Raw genomic sequence first — 21,118 nt, 5'->3', positions numbered from 1 at the left:
CATCACAATCCTAACTTAACCTCTAACAAAGGCCGTAAACCATTATGGTCATGGTAGATTTCAACACGATGGAATCGATAATCACAACGCACATAGTTCAAATTGTTTAAAGCCAAGAGTTTTTCCAGCACCATTTCCGGCTTGATGTTAAAATGACTTCCATTGGCTACGGTCATTATAAGGTGTTTGTCTTTTAACAAGATATTTATAATACCCGGTCTCAAGTCAAAATCATTGATTTTTCCCTTTTTATTCTTCTTTCTTATAATCAGTGTTTCTTGAGACATCATCTCCGATAACATATCTTCTGTAATAATCGAATTTAAAACCTCTATCCTATAAGTGGCTGCTACAACTGAAGCCATGGCGGAGGTTTCTTTATTGTCTATTTCAACACCATCTAAAAAGAAGATACCATCAGGGGCTTTTAAATTAATAGCTTCAATCAACACATTAATGGCAACATCCTCAGTCAGCTTAACATCCATATACTCGCTTTCACTGCTTACACCAACAGCCAGTGCACTGGCAAAAGAAAATATCTGATGAGGATTAAAACCCTCAGAGTATGCAATAGGAATACCTGCCCTAGTGAACATTTTTTGAAAGGTCCGCATCATATCCAGATGACCAACAAATCGAATCGGTCCTTCTTTTTTGAACTTAAGCCTTACGAGCATAACAAATACCTCCTTCAAAACACATCGCACCACAGTTGGTACATCCCTCCATACAATTTACTGTGGTTTTTCCTTCCTTTGCGAGCAAAAACTCATCATATAAAAATGATTTTTTTACACCGATATCGATAAAATCCCAGGGAAGAATTTCTTCTAGTTCACGCCTTCTTTCATTGTAAAAGGCTGAATCCATATTTAATTCACCAAAGGCTTCGTTCCATAATGCTACATTAAAATGCTCTGACCATGCATCATAGCGAGCGCCTTTTTGATACACTTTCAAGATGACCTCGTTAAGCTTTCGATCACCACGGGCCAAAACGCCTTCTATTCGACTGGTGTCTGCATCATGGCTGTTATACTTGATGTTCTTCTTATTAATGTTCATATTAATGAGTTTAGCTTTTTCTAAAAAAGCATCGCTACTTGCTTGTCCCATCCATTGAAAAGGTGTAAATGGCTTTGGTATGAAGAACGAGGTGCTAAGTACAATCTGAAGCCTTTGCTTACGCATATCCCCTGGCAAGGTAAACCACTTATTTACAATATCCTGTCCCAGTTTAGGAATAGCTAAGACATCCTCTTCTGTCTCCGTCGGTAGACCAAGCATAAAATACATCTTAACCCTATTCCAACCGCCCATAAAAGCCTCGTAGGCACCTTGAAGAATATCTTCTTCGCTTATGTTCTTATTAATCACATCTCGCATTCTTTGAGAACCGGCTTCCGGGGCAAAAGTAAGACTGCTTTTTCGTACATCTTGTACTTTTCGCATCAGTTCTATTGAAAAGTCATCAATTCGTAGTGAGGGCAAGGACAAGTTCACATGGGCCAATTCTGGTGCTTCTATCAGATAAGATGCCAAAGTATTTAATTGAGAATAGTCACTGGAGCTTAAGGAAATAAGAGATATTTCATCATGCCCTGTATTTTTAACAATCTCTATGGCTTGTTCTTTTAATATTTCCAGATTTTTTTCACGTACGGGACGGTAAATGATACCCGCTTGACAAAAACGACAGCCTCTAGCACAACCTCTGAAAAGTTCAAGAACAACGCGATCATGCACGGTTTGGATATAAGGAACGATTGGTTGCATGGGATATCTTGACTTTGTCATATCCATCATGATGACTTTTCTAATTTGTGGCTTCGCCTTTGGATGATTAGGCACAAAACTTTCTATAGTACCGTCTTCATAATAAGAAACATTATAGAATGATGGCACATAAATGCCTTCTAATGTAGCGGCTATTTCAAGAAAAGCTTTTTTAGTCCCGCCATTTTCTCTGTGAAGTTTATAAGCATCCATTAAAGCATCTAGTTGAACTTCCCCTTCTCCTATATAGAAGAAATCAATAAAGTCACTAATGGGTTCAGGGTTGTAGACACAAGGTCCTCCTGCACAAACAAGAGGATGGTCTTCTGTTCGATCTTTACTTAGTAAAGGTATCTGAGCTAGATCCAGTATTCTTAAAATATTGGTATAGCACATTTCATATTGAATGGTAATCCCTATAAAATCAAACGTCTTAATGGGCTCTTGGCTCTCAAGAGCAAAAAGCGGAATGTTCTCTTCTTCCATAATACGATCTAAATCCACCCACGGCGAAAAAACACGTTCACACCAGAGATCATCCCGTTGGTTCAAAAGATTATAAAGTATGGAAAGGCCCAGATGACTCATACCAATGTCATAAACATCCGGAAAACATAAAGCAAAACGAATGGCTACTTCCTCGTCATTCTTATAGATGGCATTAACCTCGTTACCAATGTATCTAGCAGGCTTTTCTACTTGCAGTAAAATCCTGTCTTCTAAAAACAATTTATCCATAAAGTCTCCTTGTATTAAAAACTGAGTATATAGCTATTTGAGCTCTTATTTCCTTAAACTAGATGAGAGAGATTTAATTAAAGATTCTACCTCAACAGTAAATATTACATGATTCTAATGAAATAGTCAAACATTGAATCACACTTCTTATCTCCAGTCCTTCTCTTCAATAATATATAAATACATTTCAACCTTGATGAACTACGGCAATTGTGATATAACTATAGCTAGAGTCTTTTTATAAGTCTTAAATTAATAAGTAGAATTAAAGCTATTATAAAAGAATAACTTTGCTTCACAAGTTCATAGATATTTTATGTGAAGGTTCAATAATAATTTAGTACCTTAACGCGTTATTCTACAAAAATAAATATACTCAGGAGGTTATACATGAGAAGTGCATACGATGTTTTACTTGAGAGAGGTTTTATTGCTCAAGCTACCCACGAAGAAGAGATCAAAGAATTACTATCAAAAGAAAAGATAAGCTTTTATATTGGTTTTGATGCAACGGCGAACAGCTTAACCGCCGGACATTTTTTGACCATTATGGCAATGGCCCATATGCAACGTGCTGGTCATAGGCCTATAGCGCTTATTGGTGGTGGCACCACGCGCATAGGCGATCCATCCGGAAAAAGTGATATGCGTCAAATGCTTACTTCTGAGCAGATTGATGCTAATGCCGCTAATTTTAAGGTTCAACTTTCTAATCTTATTGATTTTTCTGATGGAAAAGCCATTATGGTTGATAATGCAGACTGGTTACTCAAGTTAAACTATGTAGATTTCATCCGTGAAATCGGAGTTCATTTTTCTGTCAATCGTATGTTAACAGCTGAGTGTTACAAATCAAGACTTGAAAAAGGCTTATCCTTTTTGGAGTTTAATTATATGCTTCTTCAATCTTATGATTTCCTTGAACTTAATCAGCGATATGATTGTGTTATGCAAATGGGTGGAAATGATCAATGGTCCAACATCTTAGGTGGTGTTGAACTCATTCGACGTAAAGAACAAAAACCAGCTTTTGGTCTCACCTTCAATCTACTAACAACCAGTGAAGGTGTTAAAATGGGAAAAACGGAAAAAGGTGCACTTTGGCTGGATAAAGAGCGTACTTCTCCCTATGAGTTCTTCCAGTATTGGCGTAATATTGAAGATGTTAAGGTAAAAGAATGTCTTGCCCTTCTGACTTTCTTACCTATGGAAGAAGTTAATCGTCTTGGCGCTTTAGAAGGGGCAGAGATTAATCAGGCAAAAGAAGTGCTTGCCTACGAGATAACCGCACTTATTCATGGTAAAGAAGAGGCCCAAAAAGCATTAGAAGCTACCAAAGCTCTATTTGGTGGTGGTTCCAAATTAGAAAATGTGCCACAAACTCAGATGGATAAAACATTATTTGAAACAGGAATGAATCTGTTGGATTTACTTCTAGAGGCTCAACTTATTCCAAGTAAATCTGAAGGTAGAAGAAATGTTCAACAAGGCGGCGTTCGTGTTAATGATGTACAAATTACAGATGTGGAATACCATATTACAAAAAAAGATTTTAACGAAGATGGTGAATTGATGATTCGAAAAGGAAAAAAAGTACATCATATGATAAAAATCTAATGACTTAATTTCATGGTTAAGGCGTCAAAACTATATAGTTGAACTTTCACATACCATCTATAGTTACGAATTTTTGACCCTATAACCTTTCATATTATTATTTCAAAGAAAGAGGCATAAATCCGTATTTTGGGATTATGCCTCTTTTTATATAAAATGACCCATTTTAATGGCTTATTTCAGTGCTTTAAGTAAAGCTTTCAAAAATTCCCAAGTTCTCATTGTAGACTCTATATGTAGGCGTTCGTTAGGTGAATGCACTTCTTCCATATCCGGCCCAAAAGATATAGCATCTAAATGAGGTAATTTTTCCAAAAAAGCACCCGGTTCTAAGCCGGCATGTATAGCTTTAACCAACGGCTTTTTATGGAACATATCCTCATAAACCAAGGCTGCCTTGTCCAGCAATCTAGAATCCGGTTTAAATTCCCATTCAGGGTAATCGGCCGTTGGTGTTAATGTTCCACCGATTTGCTTAGCAAACCACTCCAGTTGTGTCGTCATATGGTATTTTAAAGATCTTATGTTACTTCTAATGGCAAACAACATGACGACCTCATCACCCTCTACGGCACATTTGCCAAGATTCAGAGAACTTTCAACCATGCCTTCAAGATCCGCACTCATCGTTTGAATCCCTTTTGGGACATTAATAAGCGTATAGATTAACTGATCCGTTGTTTTTCTAGAAAAAACTTTCAACCCTTTCTTGTAGGGTAAAGTCGTAACTTCTACGGTTAACATCGGTTCAATGGTACGGTTTTCTTTTTTTATCTGTGCTGTGACCGCTGCATAAAGTGTCTCAAAGCTTGAATGTTCAGAACGTTCATATACTATCGTTGCTTTAGCCTCTCTGGGTATAACATTATCTTTTGACCCACCTGAAAAATCAACAATTCTAAAAGAACATCCTTTTCTCAAATGACTTAAGATACGTCCCATGAGATGATCCGCGTTGGCTCTATTTTTATCAATGTCAACACCAGAGTGACCACCTTTTAGATTCTTTATTTCTACGGTTTGAACCATTGCTTCTTCAAAAACCTTGACCGTATATACGATAGGCAATCTTAAAGTGGCCTTTAACCCTCCGGCACAGCCAACAGTAAACTCCCCTTCTTCTTCTGAATCTAGATTTATGAAGTAGGATCCTTTTAATAGGCTTTTATCCATTTTTAAAGCACCTGTTAAGCCCACTTCTTCATCGGTTGTCATAACCACTTCAAGAGGCGGGTGCAAAATATCCTCAGCATCTAATAAAGCCATAGCATAAGCAATAGCTATCCCATTGTCAGCACCAAGTGTCGTCCCTTTTGCGGTCAACCACACATCTTCAACTACCAGATCAATAGGATCTTTCTCAAAGTCATGATGCGTCCCTTCGTTTTTCTCACATACCATATCCAAGTGTCCTTGAATAATAGTAATCGGAGCATTTTCATACCCAATGGTTCCAGGCTTCTTAATGATAACATTAAGGTATTCATCTTGAATCACTTCTAGATTTCTTTCCTTTGCAAAAACAACCATATAATCACTAAGTTGTTTTTCATGACCAGAGCGTCTGGGTATTTGACTGATGGCTTCAAAAAATTGAAACACCTTTTTAGGTTTTAGACCTTCTAGCTTATTTGTCATATTCACACATCCTTTTATTCTGATGGTTTTATGTTTCCTAATTCTTAAAGCTGTGAATCGGAGCCGGTATTTTACCGCCACGATTGATGAACTTGGAACAATCAAAATTATTAACAGGCATAATGGGTGCATAGCCAAGCAAACCACCAAACTCTACAATATCACCAACATCTTTTCCTATAACAGGAATAATTCTAACCGCTGTGGTTTTTTGGTTAATCATACCTATAGCCATTTCATCTGCGATAATACCGGCTATTGTGCTTGCTTTGGTTGAACCTGGTATGGCAATCATATCTAAACCAACGGAACAAACACAAGTCATCGCTTCTAACTTTTCAATGCTAAGAGCACCCATTTTTACAGCATTAATCATGCCCTGGTCTTCGCTGACAGGTATAAATGCACCACTTAAACCGCCAACATTAGATGAGGCCATAGCACCACCCTTTTTTACAGAATCATTTAGCATAGCTAGGGCCGCTGTTGTTCCCGGAGCACCAACATATTCAAGTCCCATTTCACATAAAATATCTGCAATACTGTCACCTATTGCCGGCGTTGGTGCCAAAGAAAGATCTATAATGCCAAAAGGTACATTCAGTCTTCTAGCCGCTTCTTTAGCCACCATCTGTCCGACTCGAGTAATCTTAAAAGCCACCTTTTTAATGGTCTCGCTTAATACTTCCAAGCTTTCACCACGGCATTTCTCCACGGCCCGAAGAACAGCACCGGGACCACTAACGCCTACATTAATGACCACATCTGCTTCTGTTACACCATGAAAAGCACCAGCCATAAACGGGTTGTCATCCGGTGCGTTGGTAAATACCACAAACTTTGCACAGCCAATAGAATCCGCCTCTTTTGTTGCTTCTGCTGTCTCTAATATAATTTCGCCAATTAATTTAACGGCATCCATATTTACACCTGAGCGTGTTGATCCCACATTAACTGAACTACAAACATGTTTGGTTGAAGCCAATGCTTCAGGGATAGATCGAATTAACATTTCATCACTTGGTGTCATGCCTTTACTCACCAGCGCCGAAAAACCACCAATAAAGTTCACGCCCACCGTCTCAGCTGCCCTATCAAGTGTTTTTGCAATGCTGACATAGTCTTTGGTTTTACAACTGCTAGCTACCAGTGCAATCGGTGTGACCGATATTCTTTTATTGACAATCGGAACCCCATATTCTTTGGAAATACTTTCACCTACTTTAACCAAATCTTTGGCATAAGTGGTGATTTTATTATATATTTTTTCATTAAAAGTGTTCACATTTTCATCGGCACAGTCCATAAGATTAATACCCATCGTAATGGTACGAACATCCAAATTCTCCGATTCTATCATATCTTTTGTTTCATACACTTCAAAAAAATTAATCATATTACCACCTATATTCTATGCATTTCATTAAAAATGTCTTCAAGTTGCAACTTAATGATGACGCCTATGGATTCACCTAGTTTAGCTAGATTGTCCACATGAGCCTCTATGGATTCCAGATTGCTTGTTAAGTCAACAATCATCATCATGTTAAAGTAATCTTCAACGATGGTTTGTGAAATATCCAGAATATTAATATTATGATCAGCAAGATATGTACAGGTCTTTGCTATAATACCTACCGTATCTTTGCCAATTACCGTTATAATGCCCTTTTTCATGTTAATCCTCCTATATAATGTTTTATTTATTTTAGATATGCTACAAAATTATAAGTTCAGAATTAGAACACCTATTTGCTACGACTAGTTTAAGATTTTCTCTTAAATGCTTTAATGTATTTTTTAATTCAAATTCAATTGAAGCATATGCCACATCTGGCATATTATTTTCTTCACTAAGATGTCCAAGTACCACATGGCTCATGCCCTGATGATAGAGTTCACAAATCAGCTGAGCTGAACGATCATTGGACAAATGTCCCAAATCACTTAAAATCCGTTGCTTTAGAAAAAATGGATATGGTCCGACCTCAAGCATACGTATATCATGGTTCGCCTCAATAAAAAGCAAATTCGAATTGGAAAGATGCATCTTAACGTAGTCGTTATATGTACCTAAGTCTGTTGCTACACTGATTTTTTTTCCTTCTGAAATGAAGGTATATCCGATAGGGTCTACCGCATCATGAAAAGATCTGAAAGCGGTTACCTGAATGTCACCAATTAAAAAGGGCACATCCTCTACGACTGGGCGGAACAACATGGGGTCAACAACACCCAAAGAAGACTTATTTATAATGGCTTCAAAGGTACTTAGTTTTGTATGAATCGGTATGTGGTATTTTCTAGCAAGTACGCCAAGACCTTTTATATGATCTGAGTGCTCATGGGTGATGAGTATGGCTTGTATTTGTTCCATGGTTACACCCAGAAGGCTAAGGCCTTCTCTTGCTTTCTTACCACTTATCCCCGCATCAATCAATATATGGGTATCTTTACTGCTTATATAAATACAATTGCCACTACTGCCACTTGCAAGACTACAAATTCTCATTTTATGACCTCAACTTTCAACACCCATAAGATCAACCTTAAAAAGGTTAAAATGAATGATACTATACTATCACAAGCCTTAGCAAAAAGCCATATGAACATATAAAACCACCTCATCACAAAGAGGAAAATCTGATTCACGTAAAGATTATAGACTATCTAATAAATTCTCATGATCTACAATCAATCGACCTCGTCCATGATTTTTGGAATAGTACATAGCATTATCAGCTCGGTGCAGAAGACTTTCAACATCTTTGGCAACCGTAGGCAATGCGGACAATCCAATCGATGCATCTACCTTAACCTTTGTACTTCCTTTATATATAATCTCAAGTGCCTTAATTTCTTCATGGAGAGTGGTTACTATGGCTTCTGCTTCTTTAAGATTTTTCTTCGGTAGAACAACTAAAAATTCTTCGCCACCATAACGACCAGCGTGACCATCATGTTCATTTGCTATTCGTTGAATGATCTTTGAGACTGCCTTAATGACCTCATCACCAAAAAGATGGCCATAGGTGTCATTAATTTTCTTAAACCAATCAATATCTAATAAAGCCAATGAAAGAACGTCATCATTTTCAATATGATTAATAGCTTCAATTATTATGCTCTGAATATGTTCTCTATTATACATTCCAGTTAACCCATCTCTTATGGCAATTTCTTCCATTTTACTGTATAAATTGGCATTGTTAATGACTATATTAATCTGGCTGATAATACTCTTGAAAAAGTGCATGCTGTTATGATCAAACATATCTTTAGTATGATGCTCAGCAATCAATAAACCGTATGCGTTGTCCGACTTAACCAGTGGAACAATAATGAGCGACCCAACTTCCCTATGTTGAATAAAAGGGTATTCATGTATGTCTACATTTGAATCCATGAAAGGCTTTCCATTCTCATAGAATCGACTGTAAACGCCTTTTTCAATATCTGTTTTAAAAGATTCCAGAAAATCATATTCAATGACAGTATTTACCTTATAGAATTTTTCATTGGTTCCTTCATCTAAAACATAAAGCATACACGTATCAACACCAATGGCCCCAATAATCGAATCCGCTACCAACCCTATTAGTTCGTCAATATCCAATACAGAACTAATATATCTAAAAAGTTCAGACTGGGTGTACATTTCCGAACTAACACGGTTTAATTCAATATTTTTTTTCTCTATTTCCTGTTTTTGCGTCAATAAGACATGATGAAGCTTTTTGTATTTAATTTTTTCAATCTCTAGCGACTCTTTTTCGACTTTATTCTTCTGAATCTCAATGTTTAGATTTGCGAAGATTTTCTTTTGCTCATAAACATAGTCCGCAAATGAATTTAAGACAAAATAGAGTACCACCCATAAGATACACCAGTAAATGATGATTTCAATAGTCAATGCGGTAAGAATTATTGAAATAAAACCACTTATAACGAGAGGGAGTGCACCCATCCAAAGTAGGTTACTTTTTTCACTAGGTGTTTCCGGCTCCAAAATGACAATGAGTTCAATAAAATTAACAAAGAAAAGAAGGATGCTTAACCCTTGTACTATAAATCGTTCATCATGTAGATAATATGCATATAATGTCATATATAATAGATTGGCTACTTTATATATGGCTAGTTGGTGACCATAGTTAATTTTTATCAAGATTAAGCGACTGATTGTTATTGTAATAAAAATAATCATACCCCAAAAAGGAATAACAAGTTCCCTTTTATCAAAATAGCAAAAGAAAACATAAAACAATAGAATAATGATTAGGAGTGTATGACGTTTTAAGATTTTATGTTCATAATTTAGAATACGGTCCATGATTGATTTTCCACCTTAATCTTAGGATATTTGTTCCCAGTAAACCTCCAAATGATCACCATCATGTATTTCACCCATATAGGAAGCAGTGGCGTTGTTAATTTTACAAACCACATTACCTTGAGGCTTAGATAAGTCAAAAGGATACACATCAAAAATATCTACAAAGACATAGTTCGACTTACCTTCAAGTTTTATCGGCGTTTCATTGACGGATACATAAATACACTTCCCAGTTGTTTCAACCTCATCGGATTCATTTTCTCTATTATTTTGAGATTTTTTCTCTCTTCTTGTTATATGGTCAAGATCTGCAAGACAACTCTTTTCGTCTGACCGTTGACCATTAATATAATACTCGTATTGAAAATCGTCTAAATCATGCTTACGTAAAAAACTGATGAGAGATGGCAACTTCAACCTTATGACATCATTGTTTTTTATGTCATGGTTCATGGTCATTAAGCTTTCATTAACATATATTTCCGGAACCAAAGAATAGACTTTCTCATCAAAATAAACTTTAAGGTCTAATGTCTTCACCAATTGGTAAGTGGATAAATTGGCATCCTTCCCATTTTTTGCTTCAATAACCGTGATATAATCATGCATCTTTATTTTAGTGGTAAGATTCACCTCTTCATTATTCATTAGAATTTTGGCTGGAGTCCCTGGTTCACCTGTAATTCTCCTTTGATTTTGATTTACTTCAAACTCAAGTGCCTGTCCTTTTTTTGCTATGAATTTTTTAGGCTCTATACCTTTGTAAGCGACCACATCCATAATCGTTAAACGATTGTTGTCGTATATCTTTATGGGTTCATCATTTAAATAAACTTGGATAAAATCATGTTTATTATTTTCAAGTCCTGTTAGACAAATGCCAATTGGCGTAATCAGTTCTGGACCTTTCTTTATTTTGCTTTCACCAAAATCAACAATATCAAGTACTTCTTTGCCTCTTATTGCAACACGCTCTGGGCTGAGTCCCATAGACTGACTTAAAACTTTTGTAAAATACTTGACTTGTCCACCACCACCTACAATAAAGACCGCATTGGTTGCTTTGCCGTTGTTCAGCTCAATAATTCGATTTGCAATTTCAAAGGCAAGTTGTTGTGATACACCCTCTAATATTTGATTGATTTCATCCGTATCTACAGTATGTTTCATACCTATGACATCTTTAAAAGTTACTGTTTTTGCCTTTGTAGAAGCTTTTATTTTAATCTTCTCTGCTGTATTAAAGTCTACCAGATAATGGTGAACGATAGCTTCTGTCAGTTCATCGCCTGCCATAGGAATCATACCATAGGCAACAATACCACCCTCTTTGGTGATGGCAATATCAGATGTACCTGCTCCAATATCTACCAATGCAATGTTAAGCAATCTGAATTCTTCAGGTATTGCAACATGAATAGCTGCAATAGGCTCTAATGTAAGACTATAGACTTCCATATCAGCATTTTTGACAACGCTATATAAGCTCTCAATAACTTCTTGCGGTAAAAACGTGGCTAAGACGTCTGCACTTATTTTTTTACTTTTATGGTCTTTAAGTGAAGTTATTTCATAATCATTTAAATAGTATTTTGATACGGTATAACCTACGCAGTGATAACCCATTTCTTCCTCATCAAGATTTGTATTAACTTGCTGAAGGGCTTTTTCCATACCCAATAATTCAAGGGTGTTAATATGATGATCATCTATGATGATAGTTGGATCTATCTCTTGGTTTACATGAATTAAGGCAGTTTTAAGTACACGTCCTGCAGCTGCTATACAAGCTTTGTGTAAAGTAACACCTAGTTGTTTTTCTAGGTTCTTTTTAACTTGCAGTATGGTTTCAGTTGCTTTTCCTATATCATGAATCTGACCGTCTATCATAGCTCTTGTATCATGCTCTACCATAGCATAAGCCATCACTTTAAAATGGATTCCAGTTCTGTAACCAACAACGCCGACTACAGACCTGGTCCCAATATCTAATCCGAAAACATAATTATCATTTAGCTTGTTATTGTTTTTAGCCATAAAACACCTCGATTATATAGTTTTGACACCTTAACCATGGTTAAAAATCTAAGTATAAGTTTTCAATCCCGTGAAACATCCATTCTGTATTAGGATGAATCGTACCATAAACTTTTTTTCCACTCATAACCGCACCATCTAAGAAATATAAAGATATATAAGGCACTTCTTCAATCATATAGGCTTCGAAGTTATTTACGGATGCCTTTAACTGGTCCATTGTATAGGCAAAGGTGATACTGTTAATCAATTGATCCATGGTTTCTGATCTATAACGGATATGATTTTGTTGACCGTTGCTTGAAAACAATGAGCCAAAATCAGGAACTTGAGACATCTTCCATCCACCATATAGTAAGTCAAATTCTCCATTAACCACTTTTTCATAATATTGAGTTGGTTCAGCAATGTCCAAGTTAATCTTGAAACCTAAAGCTTCAAAGTCTTTTTTTATAATATCGGCAGTATGGACACGTAAGCTATTTTCTTTATTGACCAGCATGGTAAGCTCTATAGAAGTTTGCTTCGCTTCATCAGCATAATCAAAAAAACCATCTCCATCAAAATCAACATATTTACTTTCCACAAGACGTTTAGCAACATCCAAATCATACTTGTAGTATGGTTCGTGTTCGGTAGCATACCAGCTACCAGGTATGATGGGCGCATTCACCATCTTGCCGTGATTTATAAAACGGTCATATAATATAAATTCTCGATTGACAGCGTAAGCAAAAGCCTGTCGTGTTTCCTTATCTAAAAATAATGGACGATCAAAATTAAAGCCAATAAAGTCATAGTAACTCGAAGTATAACTTGTAATATTTTGTTCTTCATTACTTGAGTATTTCAACCAGTTGAACTTACTTGGATTCATGATATCGATTAGTTTTTGATCAAACAAGGTTTCCATGGCCTGGCTGTCATTCATAATAATACCTTTAATGTTCTCAATGTAAGGGCCATCACCATGCCAATCCAAGTAAGCTGTTAAATCAAAATTCTGCATTTGTTGATAATTAACAAATTGATAGGGTCCTGTACCTATTGGATACATTTCATCATACTCTGCAGATGATACATATTGCCTCGAAATAATTGGAAAAGTCAAATCACTTAATGCAAAAGCATATCCTTGTTCAAAGTAAATCTTTAACGTAAGCGCATCAACAAGAGTCATGTTCTTAATCGTTTTAACTTGATTTTTATAACCGGTAATGTTAGAATCCTTGATTTTATTAATGGTGTAGACAACATCGGTAGATGTTAATTGCACACCATTATGAAACAACACATTGTCTTTTAGTTTAATGATTAGTGTTGCACCTTCATTTTCAAAACTATAAGAATCAACAAGTACAGGTATTGGCATCAGTGTCTCATCTAAAACAAAAAGCGGCTCATAAATCAAACCAAGAACCTGAATTACACTTTGTTGATCATTTCTTAAAGGATCAAATGTCTTCGGTGCGTAGCTTGCAATTCTAAGTGTACCCCCAAAAGCAGGTTCAATAGTCTTGATAGTATCTCCATCTGTTGCTTCATCAGAATCTGTTTGGGCCTCTTGAGATTCATTTGTCGTTACATCGACTTGTGTGTTTTGCTGATCATCGATTCCAAAGCAACCGGTTAAAACCATCACAAGTCCAGCTACCCATAACAGTTTAGTGATTTTTTTCATATTCTGCCTCCCTAATCTCGTTTATCATTTTTTCTAGATCATCCTTAATACTTTCTATTCCTTCAGATGTGTCAACAATATAATCTGCATAATCTGCATAGTCATTTCTTTGTGACTTAAGAATATTTTCTGCCATTCTTAAGTCAATGGACCTGACATTTATGAGTCGATCAAGCCGCAAGTTTTTATCGGCTTTTAAACAGACCATGGTATGGACAAGCCTTGAAAAACCCGCCTCAATCATAACCGCAGCTTCAAGTATAATAAATTTTTTATCTGTTGTCTTAACTTTTTTTTCAATCATTTTAAACATAGCACCATGCATGATTTGGTTTAGTTCCAATAAGGATTGTTTATCCGTAAATACGATTTTTCCAAGTTTTGAACGGTTGATTTCTCCATTTTCAATGACATCGCAACCAAATTTTTCGGATATACTATTAATAATCTCTTGGTCCTTTAATAATTCATGGGCTACTTGGTCCCCTTCTATGAACTTTGCATCTAGTTTTTCAACCAAGTACCTGCTCATATGAGTCTTCCCTGTTCCTGCGCCACCAATGACGCCTATAACATAATTATTTTGATTCATACCAGTTTTTTCCTATATGGGCATCTACGGTTAAAGGCACACTGATTAATACAGCCTGTTCCATTTCTTCAACCAATAGTGATTGAATATATTCTTGATCTTCTATCGGTGCTTCAATCAAAAGTTCATCATGCACTTGAAGAATCAATCTTGCTTTACTTTTTTCTTTTACAAGTCTCTTTTCTACATTAATCATTGCAATCTTAATCACATCGGCTGCACTTCCTTGTATCGGCGTGTTCATTGCAACTCTCTCTCCAAATGATCTTTGAACATAATTACTTGATGCAAGTTCAGGTACAGGGCGAATACGGTTATACATGGTTTTTACATAACCATCATTTTTTGCTTGGTTGATGCATCCATCCAAAAAACTTTTTACTTTTGGATACTTTTCAAAATACTGGTCAATATAGGCGCCCGCTTCTTTTACACCTATATTCAAATCTCGACTTAAACCAAAAGCACTAATACCATAGACAATCCCAAAATTAACAGCTTTTGCGTTACGTCTTTGAAGGTCTGTTACTTCTTCAAAGGGTATGTGAAATACTTGAGAAGCTGTCATTCTATGAATATCCAGTTCTTCTCTAAACGCTTTTATAAAAGAAGCATCTTCAGAAAGATGAGCCAGTAACCTTAACTCTATTTGAGAGTAGTCTGCATCAATAAATATAAAGCCGTCTTGTGGCACAAATACTTTTCTTATTTCCCTTCCCAATTCCAATCGTATAGGGATATTTTGCAAGTTAGGATCCTGACTACTGATTCGACCGGTAGAAGCGACTTTTTGGTTAAAAGTTGAATGTATACGCCCATCTTCCTGTATATACTCAAACAGCCCATCTGCATAGGTTGATTTTAATTTTGTCAGTTGCCTATACGATATAATCGCCTCAACAATAGGATGGAAAGGCTTAATTCTTTCTAAAATATCCACAGAAGTTGCATACCCTGTTTTAGTCTTTTTAGCAAAAGGTAAGGCCATTTTTTCAAAAAGAATAACTCCCAATTGCTTAGGAGATGAGATATTAAAAGATTCTCCAGCCATCTCAAATATTTCTTTTTCCAATATTTCAATACTATGCATAAGCCTTTTTGCAAAAGCTTTTAATTGTTCACCATCTACTTTTATGCCTCGCTTCTCCATACGATATAAAACATATAACAATGGTAATTCAATGGTGTTGTATAAGCCCATCAGATTTTTTTCATCTACCTCTTTAACAATCTTAGGGTAGGCTTGTTTGATTGCGTGTATTGCCAAGACACTTCGATTTATGAGATCATCTTCATCGATATCTATTAATGACTTAAGGGATTTTCCTTTACCTAAAAATCCGTCATCCCCAATATAAGATATGCCCCCATATTCTGTAGCAATTTTATCGATTTCATAATGACTTGAAACAGGATTAATCAAATACATCATCAAGGATAAATCGGTCATGGATTTTGCACATAGGCTCATCGGCGCATCAATCTGATGTAACTGAAGTTTAAAATCATAAGTAATCTTTTTAATTGCTTCATTTAGGATTAAATCATTAATCGCTTTATCAATATGGCTTTTATCTATAAGTCTACTATCCGTATAATAATAGGTTGACTGATCACAAATAAAAGCTAGGGCCGTAAGGCTGTTGTCAAAAACAAGGTGATAATAACACGCTTTGGCTTCACTTAAGAGTCGGTCCAAGTTAACCGAATCACTGATTTTTTCAACTTTCATATCTGGTTCTTTTTCCATTTTCATTGCCGTAAACTTACCTAGTAGCGAATTCATGTTCAATTTAACAAAATAATCATAAGCCTCTTTTGTATAAATCTCGCCAATCTCACTATGATCAATACTAAAGTCTAGAGCCACATCAGTAATGATTGAAGCCAGTTTGCGACTTAACACCGCTTGATCAATATAATCTGATATTTTGCCTTTTAAACCTTTAGCAAAGCTTTCTCGGTCCTCATAAGCTGCTTCTATCGTATGATACTTGGAAATAAGTTTTAATGCTGTTTTCTCGCCAACACCAGGAATGCCAGGAATATTATCAGATGCATCGCCCATAAGTCCTTTTACATCGATGAACTCTGTAGGGGTTACACCATATTTATCCATTACATCCCGATCAAAATACTGCTCATAGGTAGTTGTACCGCTCTTGGTTTTTGGTATAATGATTTTTGTACGCTCTGTAGCCAACTGCAACATATCTTTGTCTCCTGATAATAGGGCCACTTCATAACCACTCTGTTCTCCGGAATATGCTAATGTTCCAAGTACATCGTCTGCTTCATAGCCTTGGATTTCACATATAGATATCTCCATGGCTTTAAGCACTTCTTTAACAAGCTTCATTTGTGGACGCAGTTCTTCCGGCATGCTTTTTCGTGTACCTTTATAATCCGGATAAATTTCATTTCTAAATGTTGGTCCTTTTAAGTCAAAAGCGATGACCACATGACTGGCTTTTTCATCTTCTAATATTTTTGTCACAATATTAATAAAACCATAAACAGCATTGGTAAATACCCCTTCACTGTTGCTTAATAATGGTATACCGTAAAAAGCTCGGTTCATAATACTATTTCCATCCACCAGTAAAAGTTTTTTCATACTCTCCCCCGATTTCTAAATGTACAAGGCTGTCAAGTTACCATGAGTCCCTTAGTATTATAACAAACATCTTTCTTATTCACCACAACAAAGTGGCCTATAAATAATAAAAGTGCGTTTATAAAAGGATTTTAACTATTGACTTTGTGTAAAACCGCGTTTTTTCCAATAAAAAAGATGCCTTCTCATAGAAAACATCTTTAGAGTTAAAAATTTAATTTGATATATCCAATAAGCAATCCAATGGTTAGAAAGCCACCAACCATAACGATAATCCAACCTGTATCTTTTTGGATACCATATAATGGTTTGTCTTCCTGATTACGGTCCTCTTGGAGCAAATTATCACTTGTGGCTTTTTGACTGCGCTCGTTTTCATTCGATGCTCTTGACAAAGAGGCATCTTCAAATTCACTTGCATCCATAGCCACACTAATTTCACCGGAATCTTCACTCATTTCAGATATGGACAGCATTTCCTCAGAGGCTTCATCATTATTGAAACTTTTGTTTTGATTAAGTTTGTTAATGCCAATCAAACCAAATACTAAGACAAACACCACAACAGCAGCAATATTAAGTTGCTTAATAAAATAAATGTTTTGTTTCTTTTTAGGGCGTTTTTCTATTTTTTTCATTAAAGTTTCATGAAAATCAGAAGGCAACTCAACTTCACCTGTTGATTGAAGTACTTGATGGATAGACATGAGAACTTCATACTCTTTACTACAAACATCACAATTTTCAATATGAGTCATCAATAGTGCTTCATCACTACGATTCAAACTTCTGTCTATGTATAGATGTATCCATTCTTGAACTTTTATACACACCATCATCTCGCCTCCTTTCACTATTTTAGACGCTTTAACTGGCAGTTTGTTCCCGTTTTTTAATAATTATATCTTTTAAAGCTTGTCTTGCTCTAGAAATCCTTGATTTGGTCGTACCCAGATTACATTCCAACATCTTTGCAATCTCATCATAACTATAACCGTACATGTCTCGATAGATAATTAAGATCTTTTGTTCTTCTTTAAGCTGATTCATGGCATTGCGAACTTCCATGACCGTTTCATTCTGCAGAAGTTCTTGTTCAGGCGTCAAGTTGGGGTCTACAAACTGCCTTGTAATATTTTCATCTTCTGAACCTACCCTAACTTCCATTGTGGTGGTGTGTTCCAAGTGGCGCTTTCGTTTTCGATACTCGTCAATACAGGTGTTCATAGCCAATCTATGTAGCCAAGTACTAAAGGCTGATTCAAATTTGAATTTATCAAGGTTATTATATACTTTGATGAGCACCTCCTGAGAGGCATCGTAGGCATCTTGTTCATTCTTAAACATTTGTATCGCAATGTTGTATACTTTCTTCTCATACGGAAGGATGAGCTTCTCAAATGCCTTAGAATCACCATTTACAGCATTCTTTATTAACTTGTATTCGGATTTGTTTGACACTTGATCACCTTCTTTTTAATATACCTACACATGCTTTCATTTATACAATATCGAATATAATTATAGCATAAAAAATTATATGCGACACTATTATTAACGTAACATTCCCATTACAAATCAATTAAAAATAAATCTATTGCGTTTTACTATTTTATATGATATTATATAAAAACGTCATCAGCACTTACATAATATACAACTGCGGATATGGCGGAATAGGCAGACGCATCAGACTCAAAATCTGACGCTGGTGACAGTGTGTGGGTTCGACTCCCACTATCCGCATTAAATTAAGGTTTCAATAGATTTCAATTAATATTAATTACACCAGACACATCCGACCTTTTAAGAAATTAAACAAGGTTAGACGTGTTTTTTTATGCGTCTAGGGTAAAACAAAAAAAACCTCCTAAGAGATTTCTTTTATTCCTACACGTATTGAATCAGCATCCTTATTTTTACTATGATAAAATTTCCTAATTGATACGTTTAATAGTTGGTTAAGGCGTCAAAACTATATAGTTGAACTTTCTCATACCATATATAGTTACGAATGTATCAACGTAATCTATATATGGTATGAGAATTTAATGAAACTTAGTTTTGACCCTTTAACCATAGTTACATATATTTCTTATTGCCCCACATATTGGAACGTCTTAGTTCTAAGAATTCACTATAAGCTAATTCTAATATGTGCTTTTCATTAGTGAACTTAAGCATATGAATGGCTTCATGATACTTATAGTACCCTGAATCAACAAAGTACTCTTCTTTTTGTGGTTTGGTATAGTAATTATTCGCTTTCATCAAATACCAATTGACATCTTTTTGAATTTGTTCATTTGCAGCCATAAAAGAATACTGACTTTTACCAAGATATTTGATGATTTGAGCGCTTACACCCGCCTCCTCTGCAACTTCTCTAAGGGCGGTCTCCTTATACTCTTCATTTGGCTCAACTGTACCTTTAGGCAATACCCATGCATCATACCTATTTTTATAGTTTTTATACAGTAACAATATTTTGCCTTTATGAATTACAACCCCACCACAACTTACAGCTTCTTTCATAAAATCAGCCTCCTCGTTTATGGGTGCTCTTCACTTACTTGACTTACGTTGATTGCCAAGCCATTAAAAAGATTGATTGAACTTAGTATACCTTCATTCTTAATAACTTTCAACCCTTTTAACCTTTTCACTGTTTTTCAATTAGATATGCTTCAAGTAATGCTTTCGCCATCGGTACCGCATGGGTGGATCCTGTTCCTACATTTTCAATAACGATGGCTAAGGCAATCTTAGGTTCTTCAATAGGTGCGTAACCTACATACCAAGCATGGGCAACGCCTGTCGAATTTTCAGCTGAACCGGTTTTACTTGCAACAGAGTATTGACTGTTGTTAAGTTGTTTTGCTGTTCCCTCTTCACTGGTTTTCTTCATGAAACTTTCAATCAGAGCAACATGTTCTTTGGATATAACCCTACCGGCATCTACTGACTTGTGTTCACGTACAATCGATTCATCTGTTGCAACAACTTGACTAACCAAATAAGGCCTAATCAAGTGACCATCATTGGCCAATATAGACACCATGATGGCATTACTTAATGGTGTGACCAGGGTCTTTCCTTGACCTATAACAGTCTCTGCTCGTTCAGAAGCTGACATATGATCCTTGATACCATACCTGCTATTGCTTGTTTCTAATTCCAACTCTATCTTTTGATTATACCCAAACATCTCAACCAAACGATGAAGCTGATCTATATCCAATTGTTCACCGATATGTGCAAAAGATGTATTGCAAGATAAAGAAAAGGCATCCCCAAGGGTCACCTTTCCGTGAACCCCATTGTTATAACAGTGAATGGTTTTTCCACCAAAAGTATCTTTTCCTAGACATTCATAAATGAAATCATCTGCTTCATGATTCTGTAAATAAGCCAAAGTTGTTAAAATCTTAAATGTAGAGCCCGGTGGATATAAGCCTTGAGTGCCACGGTTCAATAAGGTTGCTGAAGCTTCATCCTTAAGATAAGTACTATAATTATTAGAAATCATGTTAGGATCAAAATCCGGAGTCGATATCATAGCAAGTATTTTCCCTGTATTAGGTTCAATAGCAACGATAGCACCTTTGTTATTGCCAAGCAAATTTCTACCCAACTGTTGCAGTTCCAAGTCAAGCGTTGTAACGACTGTATGGCCTTTAGGTAAGTCATTGGTAAAACCTTTCATGAACTTATCCAAGAAATTCTCTTTTGTACGAATCAAATCTAAATAGCTATACGCTTCAATGCCTGTTTTTCCGTAGCCCATATAGCCAATCACATGGGAAAATAAGGATTCATAGGGATACATGCGCATTTGTTGATGATCCTGAATCTTGCTTGTTGCCAATATATGTCCATTGCGGTCTACTATATCGCCTCTAATAACACTACTTTCAATAGCTTTAAGTCTTGGATTATAGTCATTAATAACTAAATTATCACTTTGAAAACCAACATAGTATATAATGTTTAGGGCTAAAATAAAGAACATAGTAACAATTAAGGTTCTTATTCTTTTTAAAGGTTTATTTCTTTCTTCTAGTCTTTTTCTTAAGTTCATAA

The 21,118-nt window shown here is 35.9% G+C and carries 16 protein-coding genes and 1 tRNA gene; 2 read left to right on the top strand and 15 right to left on the bottom strand.

Features of this window, described 5'->3' with window-relative positions:
• Positions 1 to 2: 2 nt before the first annotated feature.
• Together AC6F8J_RS08985 and AC6F8J_RS08980 are read right to left on the bottom strand one after the other, a co-directional pair.
• Positions 3 to 680 carry a TIGR03936 family radical SAM-associated protein gene (locus tag AC6F8J_RS08985; RefSeq protein ID WP_500722690.1) on the bottom strand — a complete coding sequence of 226 codons (678 nt, stop codon included), beginning with the start codon at positions 678 to 680 and terminating at the stop codon, positions 3 to 5.
• A complete protein-coding gene (locus AC6F8J_RS08980; protein ID WP_500722688.1) occupies positions 664 to 2,517 on the bottom strand; it encodes a TIGR03960 family B12-binding radical SAM protein in 1,854 nt (617 codons plus the stop codon). Before AC6F8J_RS08980 ends, AC6F8J_RS08985 begins: the two co-directional genes overlap by 17 nt.
• Positions 2,518 to 2,907: 390 nt before the next feature.
• Here AC6F8J_RS08980 and tyrS point away from each other — a divergent pair, with 390 nt between their 5' ends.
• Positions 2,908 to 4,134, top strand: coding sequence for a tyrosine--tRNA ligase (gene tyrS, locus AC6F8J_RS08975; RefSeq protein ID WP_500722686.1), 1,227 nt, complete (start codon positions 2,908 to 2,910; stop codon positions 4,132 to 4,134).
• Positions 4,135 to 4,308: 174 nt separating this feature from the next.
• Here the strand turns inward: tyrS and AC6F8J_RS08970 are convergent, their stop codons facing one another.
• The 11 genes from AC6F8J_RS08970 to AC6F8J_RS08920 all read right to left on the bottom strand — a co-directional run bounded on the left by AC6F8J_RS08970 (position 4,309) and on the right by AC6F8J_RS08920 (position 18,496).
• The gene (locus AC6F8J_RS08970; protein WP_500722684.1) at positions 4,309 to 5,772 is read right to left on the bottom strand and encodes a beta-Ala-His dipeptidase; all 1,464 of its coding nucleotides are present in this window, start codon (positions 5,770 to 5,772) and stop codon (positions 4,309 to 4,311) included.
• A 37-nt stretch (positions 5,773 to 5,809) separates the two neighbouring features.
• On the bottom strand, positions 5,810 to 7,168 hold the full coding sequence (locus AC6F8J_RS08965; RefSeq protein ID WP_500722682.1) for a DUF711 family protein: 1,359 nt from the start codon (positions 7,166 to 7,168) through the stop codon (positions 5,810 to 5,812).
• Positions 7,169 to 7,176: 8 nt separating this feature from the next.
• A complete protein-coding gene (locus tag AC6F8J_RS08960; RefSeq protein WP_500722681.1) occupies positions 7,177 to 7,449 on the bottom strand; it encodes an ACT domain-containing protein in 273 nt (90 codons plus the stop codon).
• A gap of 40 nt (positions 7,450 to 7,489) precedes the next feature.
• Positions 7,490 to 8,284, bottom strand: a complete 795-nt coding sequence (locus AC6F8J_RS08955) for an MBL fold metallo-hydrolase (protein ID WP_500722679.1) — start codon at positions 8,282 to 8,284, stop codon at positions 7,490 to 7,492.
• A gap of 147 nt (positions 8,285 to 8,431) precedes the next feature.
• Positions 8,432 to 10,105, bottom strand: coding sequence for a diguanylate cyclase (locus AC6F8J_RS08950; protein WP_500722677.1), 1,674 nt, complete (start codon positions 10,103 to 10,105; stop codon positions 8,432 to 8,434).
• Between the two features lie 21 nt (positions 10,106 to 10,126).
• On the bottom strand, positions 10,127 to 12,145 hold the full coding sequence (locus AC6F8J_RS08945; protein ID WP_500722675.1) for a cell division FtsA domain-containing protein: 2,019 nt from the start codon (positions 12,143 to 12,145) through the stop codon (positions 10,127 to 10,129).
• 40 nt (positions 12,146 to 12,185) lie between these two features.
• Positions 12,186 to 13,826, bottom strand: a complete 1,641-nt coding sequence (locus AC6F8J_RS08940) for an ABC transporter substrate-binding protein (RefSeq protein WP_500722673.1) — start codon at positions 13,824 to 13,826, stop codon at positions 12,186 to 12,188.
• On the bottom strand, positions 13,810 to 14,418 hold the full coding sequence (gene coaE / locus AC6F8J_RS08935) for a dephospho-CoA kinase (protein ID WP_500722671.1): 609 nt from the start codon (positions 14,416 to 14,418) through the stop codon (positions 13,810 to 13,812). The genes AC6F8J_RS08940 and coaE overlap by 17 nt, the downstream gene beginning before the upstream one ends.
• The gene (gene polA / locus AC6F8J_RS08930) at positions 14,405 to 17,035 is read right to left on the bottom strand and encodes a DNA polymerase I (protein WP_500722670.1); all 2,631 of its coding nucleotides are present in this window, start codon (positions 17,033 to 17,035) and stop codon (positions 14,405 to 14,407) included. The genes coaE and polA overlap by 14 nt, the downstream gene beginning before the upstream one ends.
• Positions 17,036 to 17,241: 206 nt before the next feature.
• Positions 17,242 to 17,874, bottom strand: coding sequence for a zf-HC2 domain-containing protein (locus AC6F8J_RS08925; RefSeq protein ID WP_500722668.1), 633 nt, complete (start codon positions 17,872 to 17,874; stop codon positions 17,242 to 17,244).
• Positions 17,875 to 17,902: 28 nt separating this feature from the next.
• Positions 17,903 to 18,496, bottom strand: coding sequence for a sigma-70 family RNA polymerase sigma factor (locus AC6F8J_RS08920; RefSeq protein ID WP_500722667.1), 594 nt, complete (start codon positions 18,494 to 18,496; stop codon positions 17,903 to 17,905).
• Positions 18,497 to 18,697: 201 nt separating this feature from the next.
• Here AC6F8J_RS08920 and AC6F8J_RS08915 point away from each other — a divergent pair.
• Positions 18,698 to 18,781: transfer RNA gene (locus AC6F8J_RS08915), tRNA-Leu, on the top strand.
• 336 nt (positions 18,782 to 19,117) lie between these two features.
• Here the strand turns inward: AC6F8J_RS08915 and AC6F8J_RS08910 are convergent.
• Both AC6F8J_RS08910 and AC6F8J_RS08905 read right to left on the bottom strand, forming a co-directional pair.
• Complete coding sequence (locus tag AC6F8J_RS08910; RefSeq protein ID WP_275843367.1) at positions 19,118 to 19,570, bottom strand: NUDIX hydrolase; 453 nt, start codon at positions 19,568 to 19,570, stop codon at positions 19,118 to 19,120.
• Positions 19,571 to 19,697: 127 nt separating this feature from the next.
• A complete protein-coding gene (locus AC6F8J_RS08905; RefSeq protein WP_500722665.1) occupies positions 19,698 to 21,116 on the bottom strand; it encodes a penicillin-binding transpeptidase domain-containing protein in 1,419 nt (472 codons plus the stop codon).
• Between the last annotated feature and the right edge of the window lie 2 nt (positions 21,117 to 21,118).

Source organism: Petrocella sp. (assembly GCF_059865615.1).
Note: the sequence above shows the minus strand (reverse complement) of the source record. Positions and strands in the feature narration are given on the sequence as shown.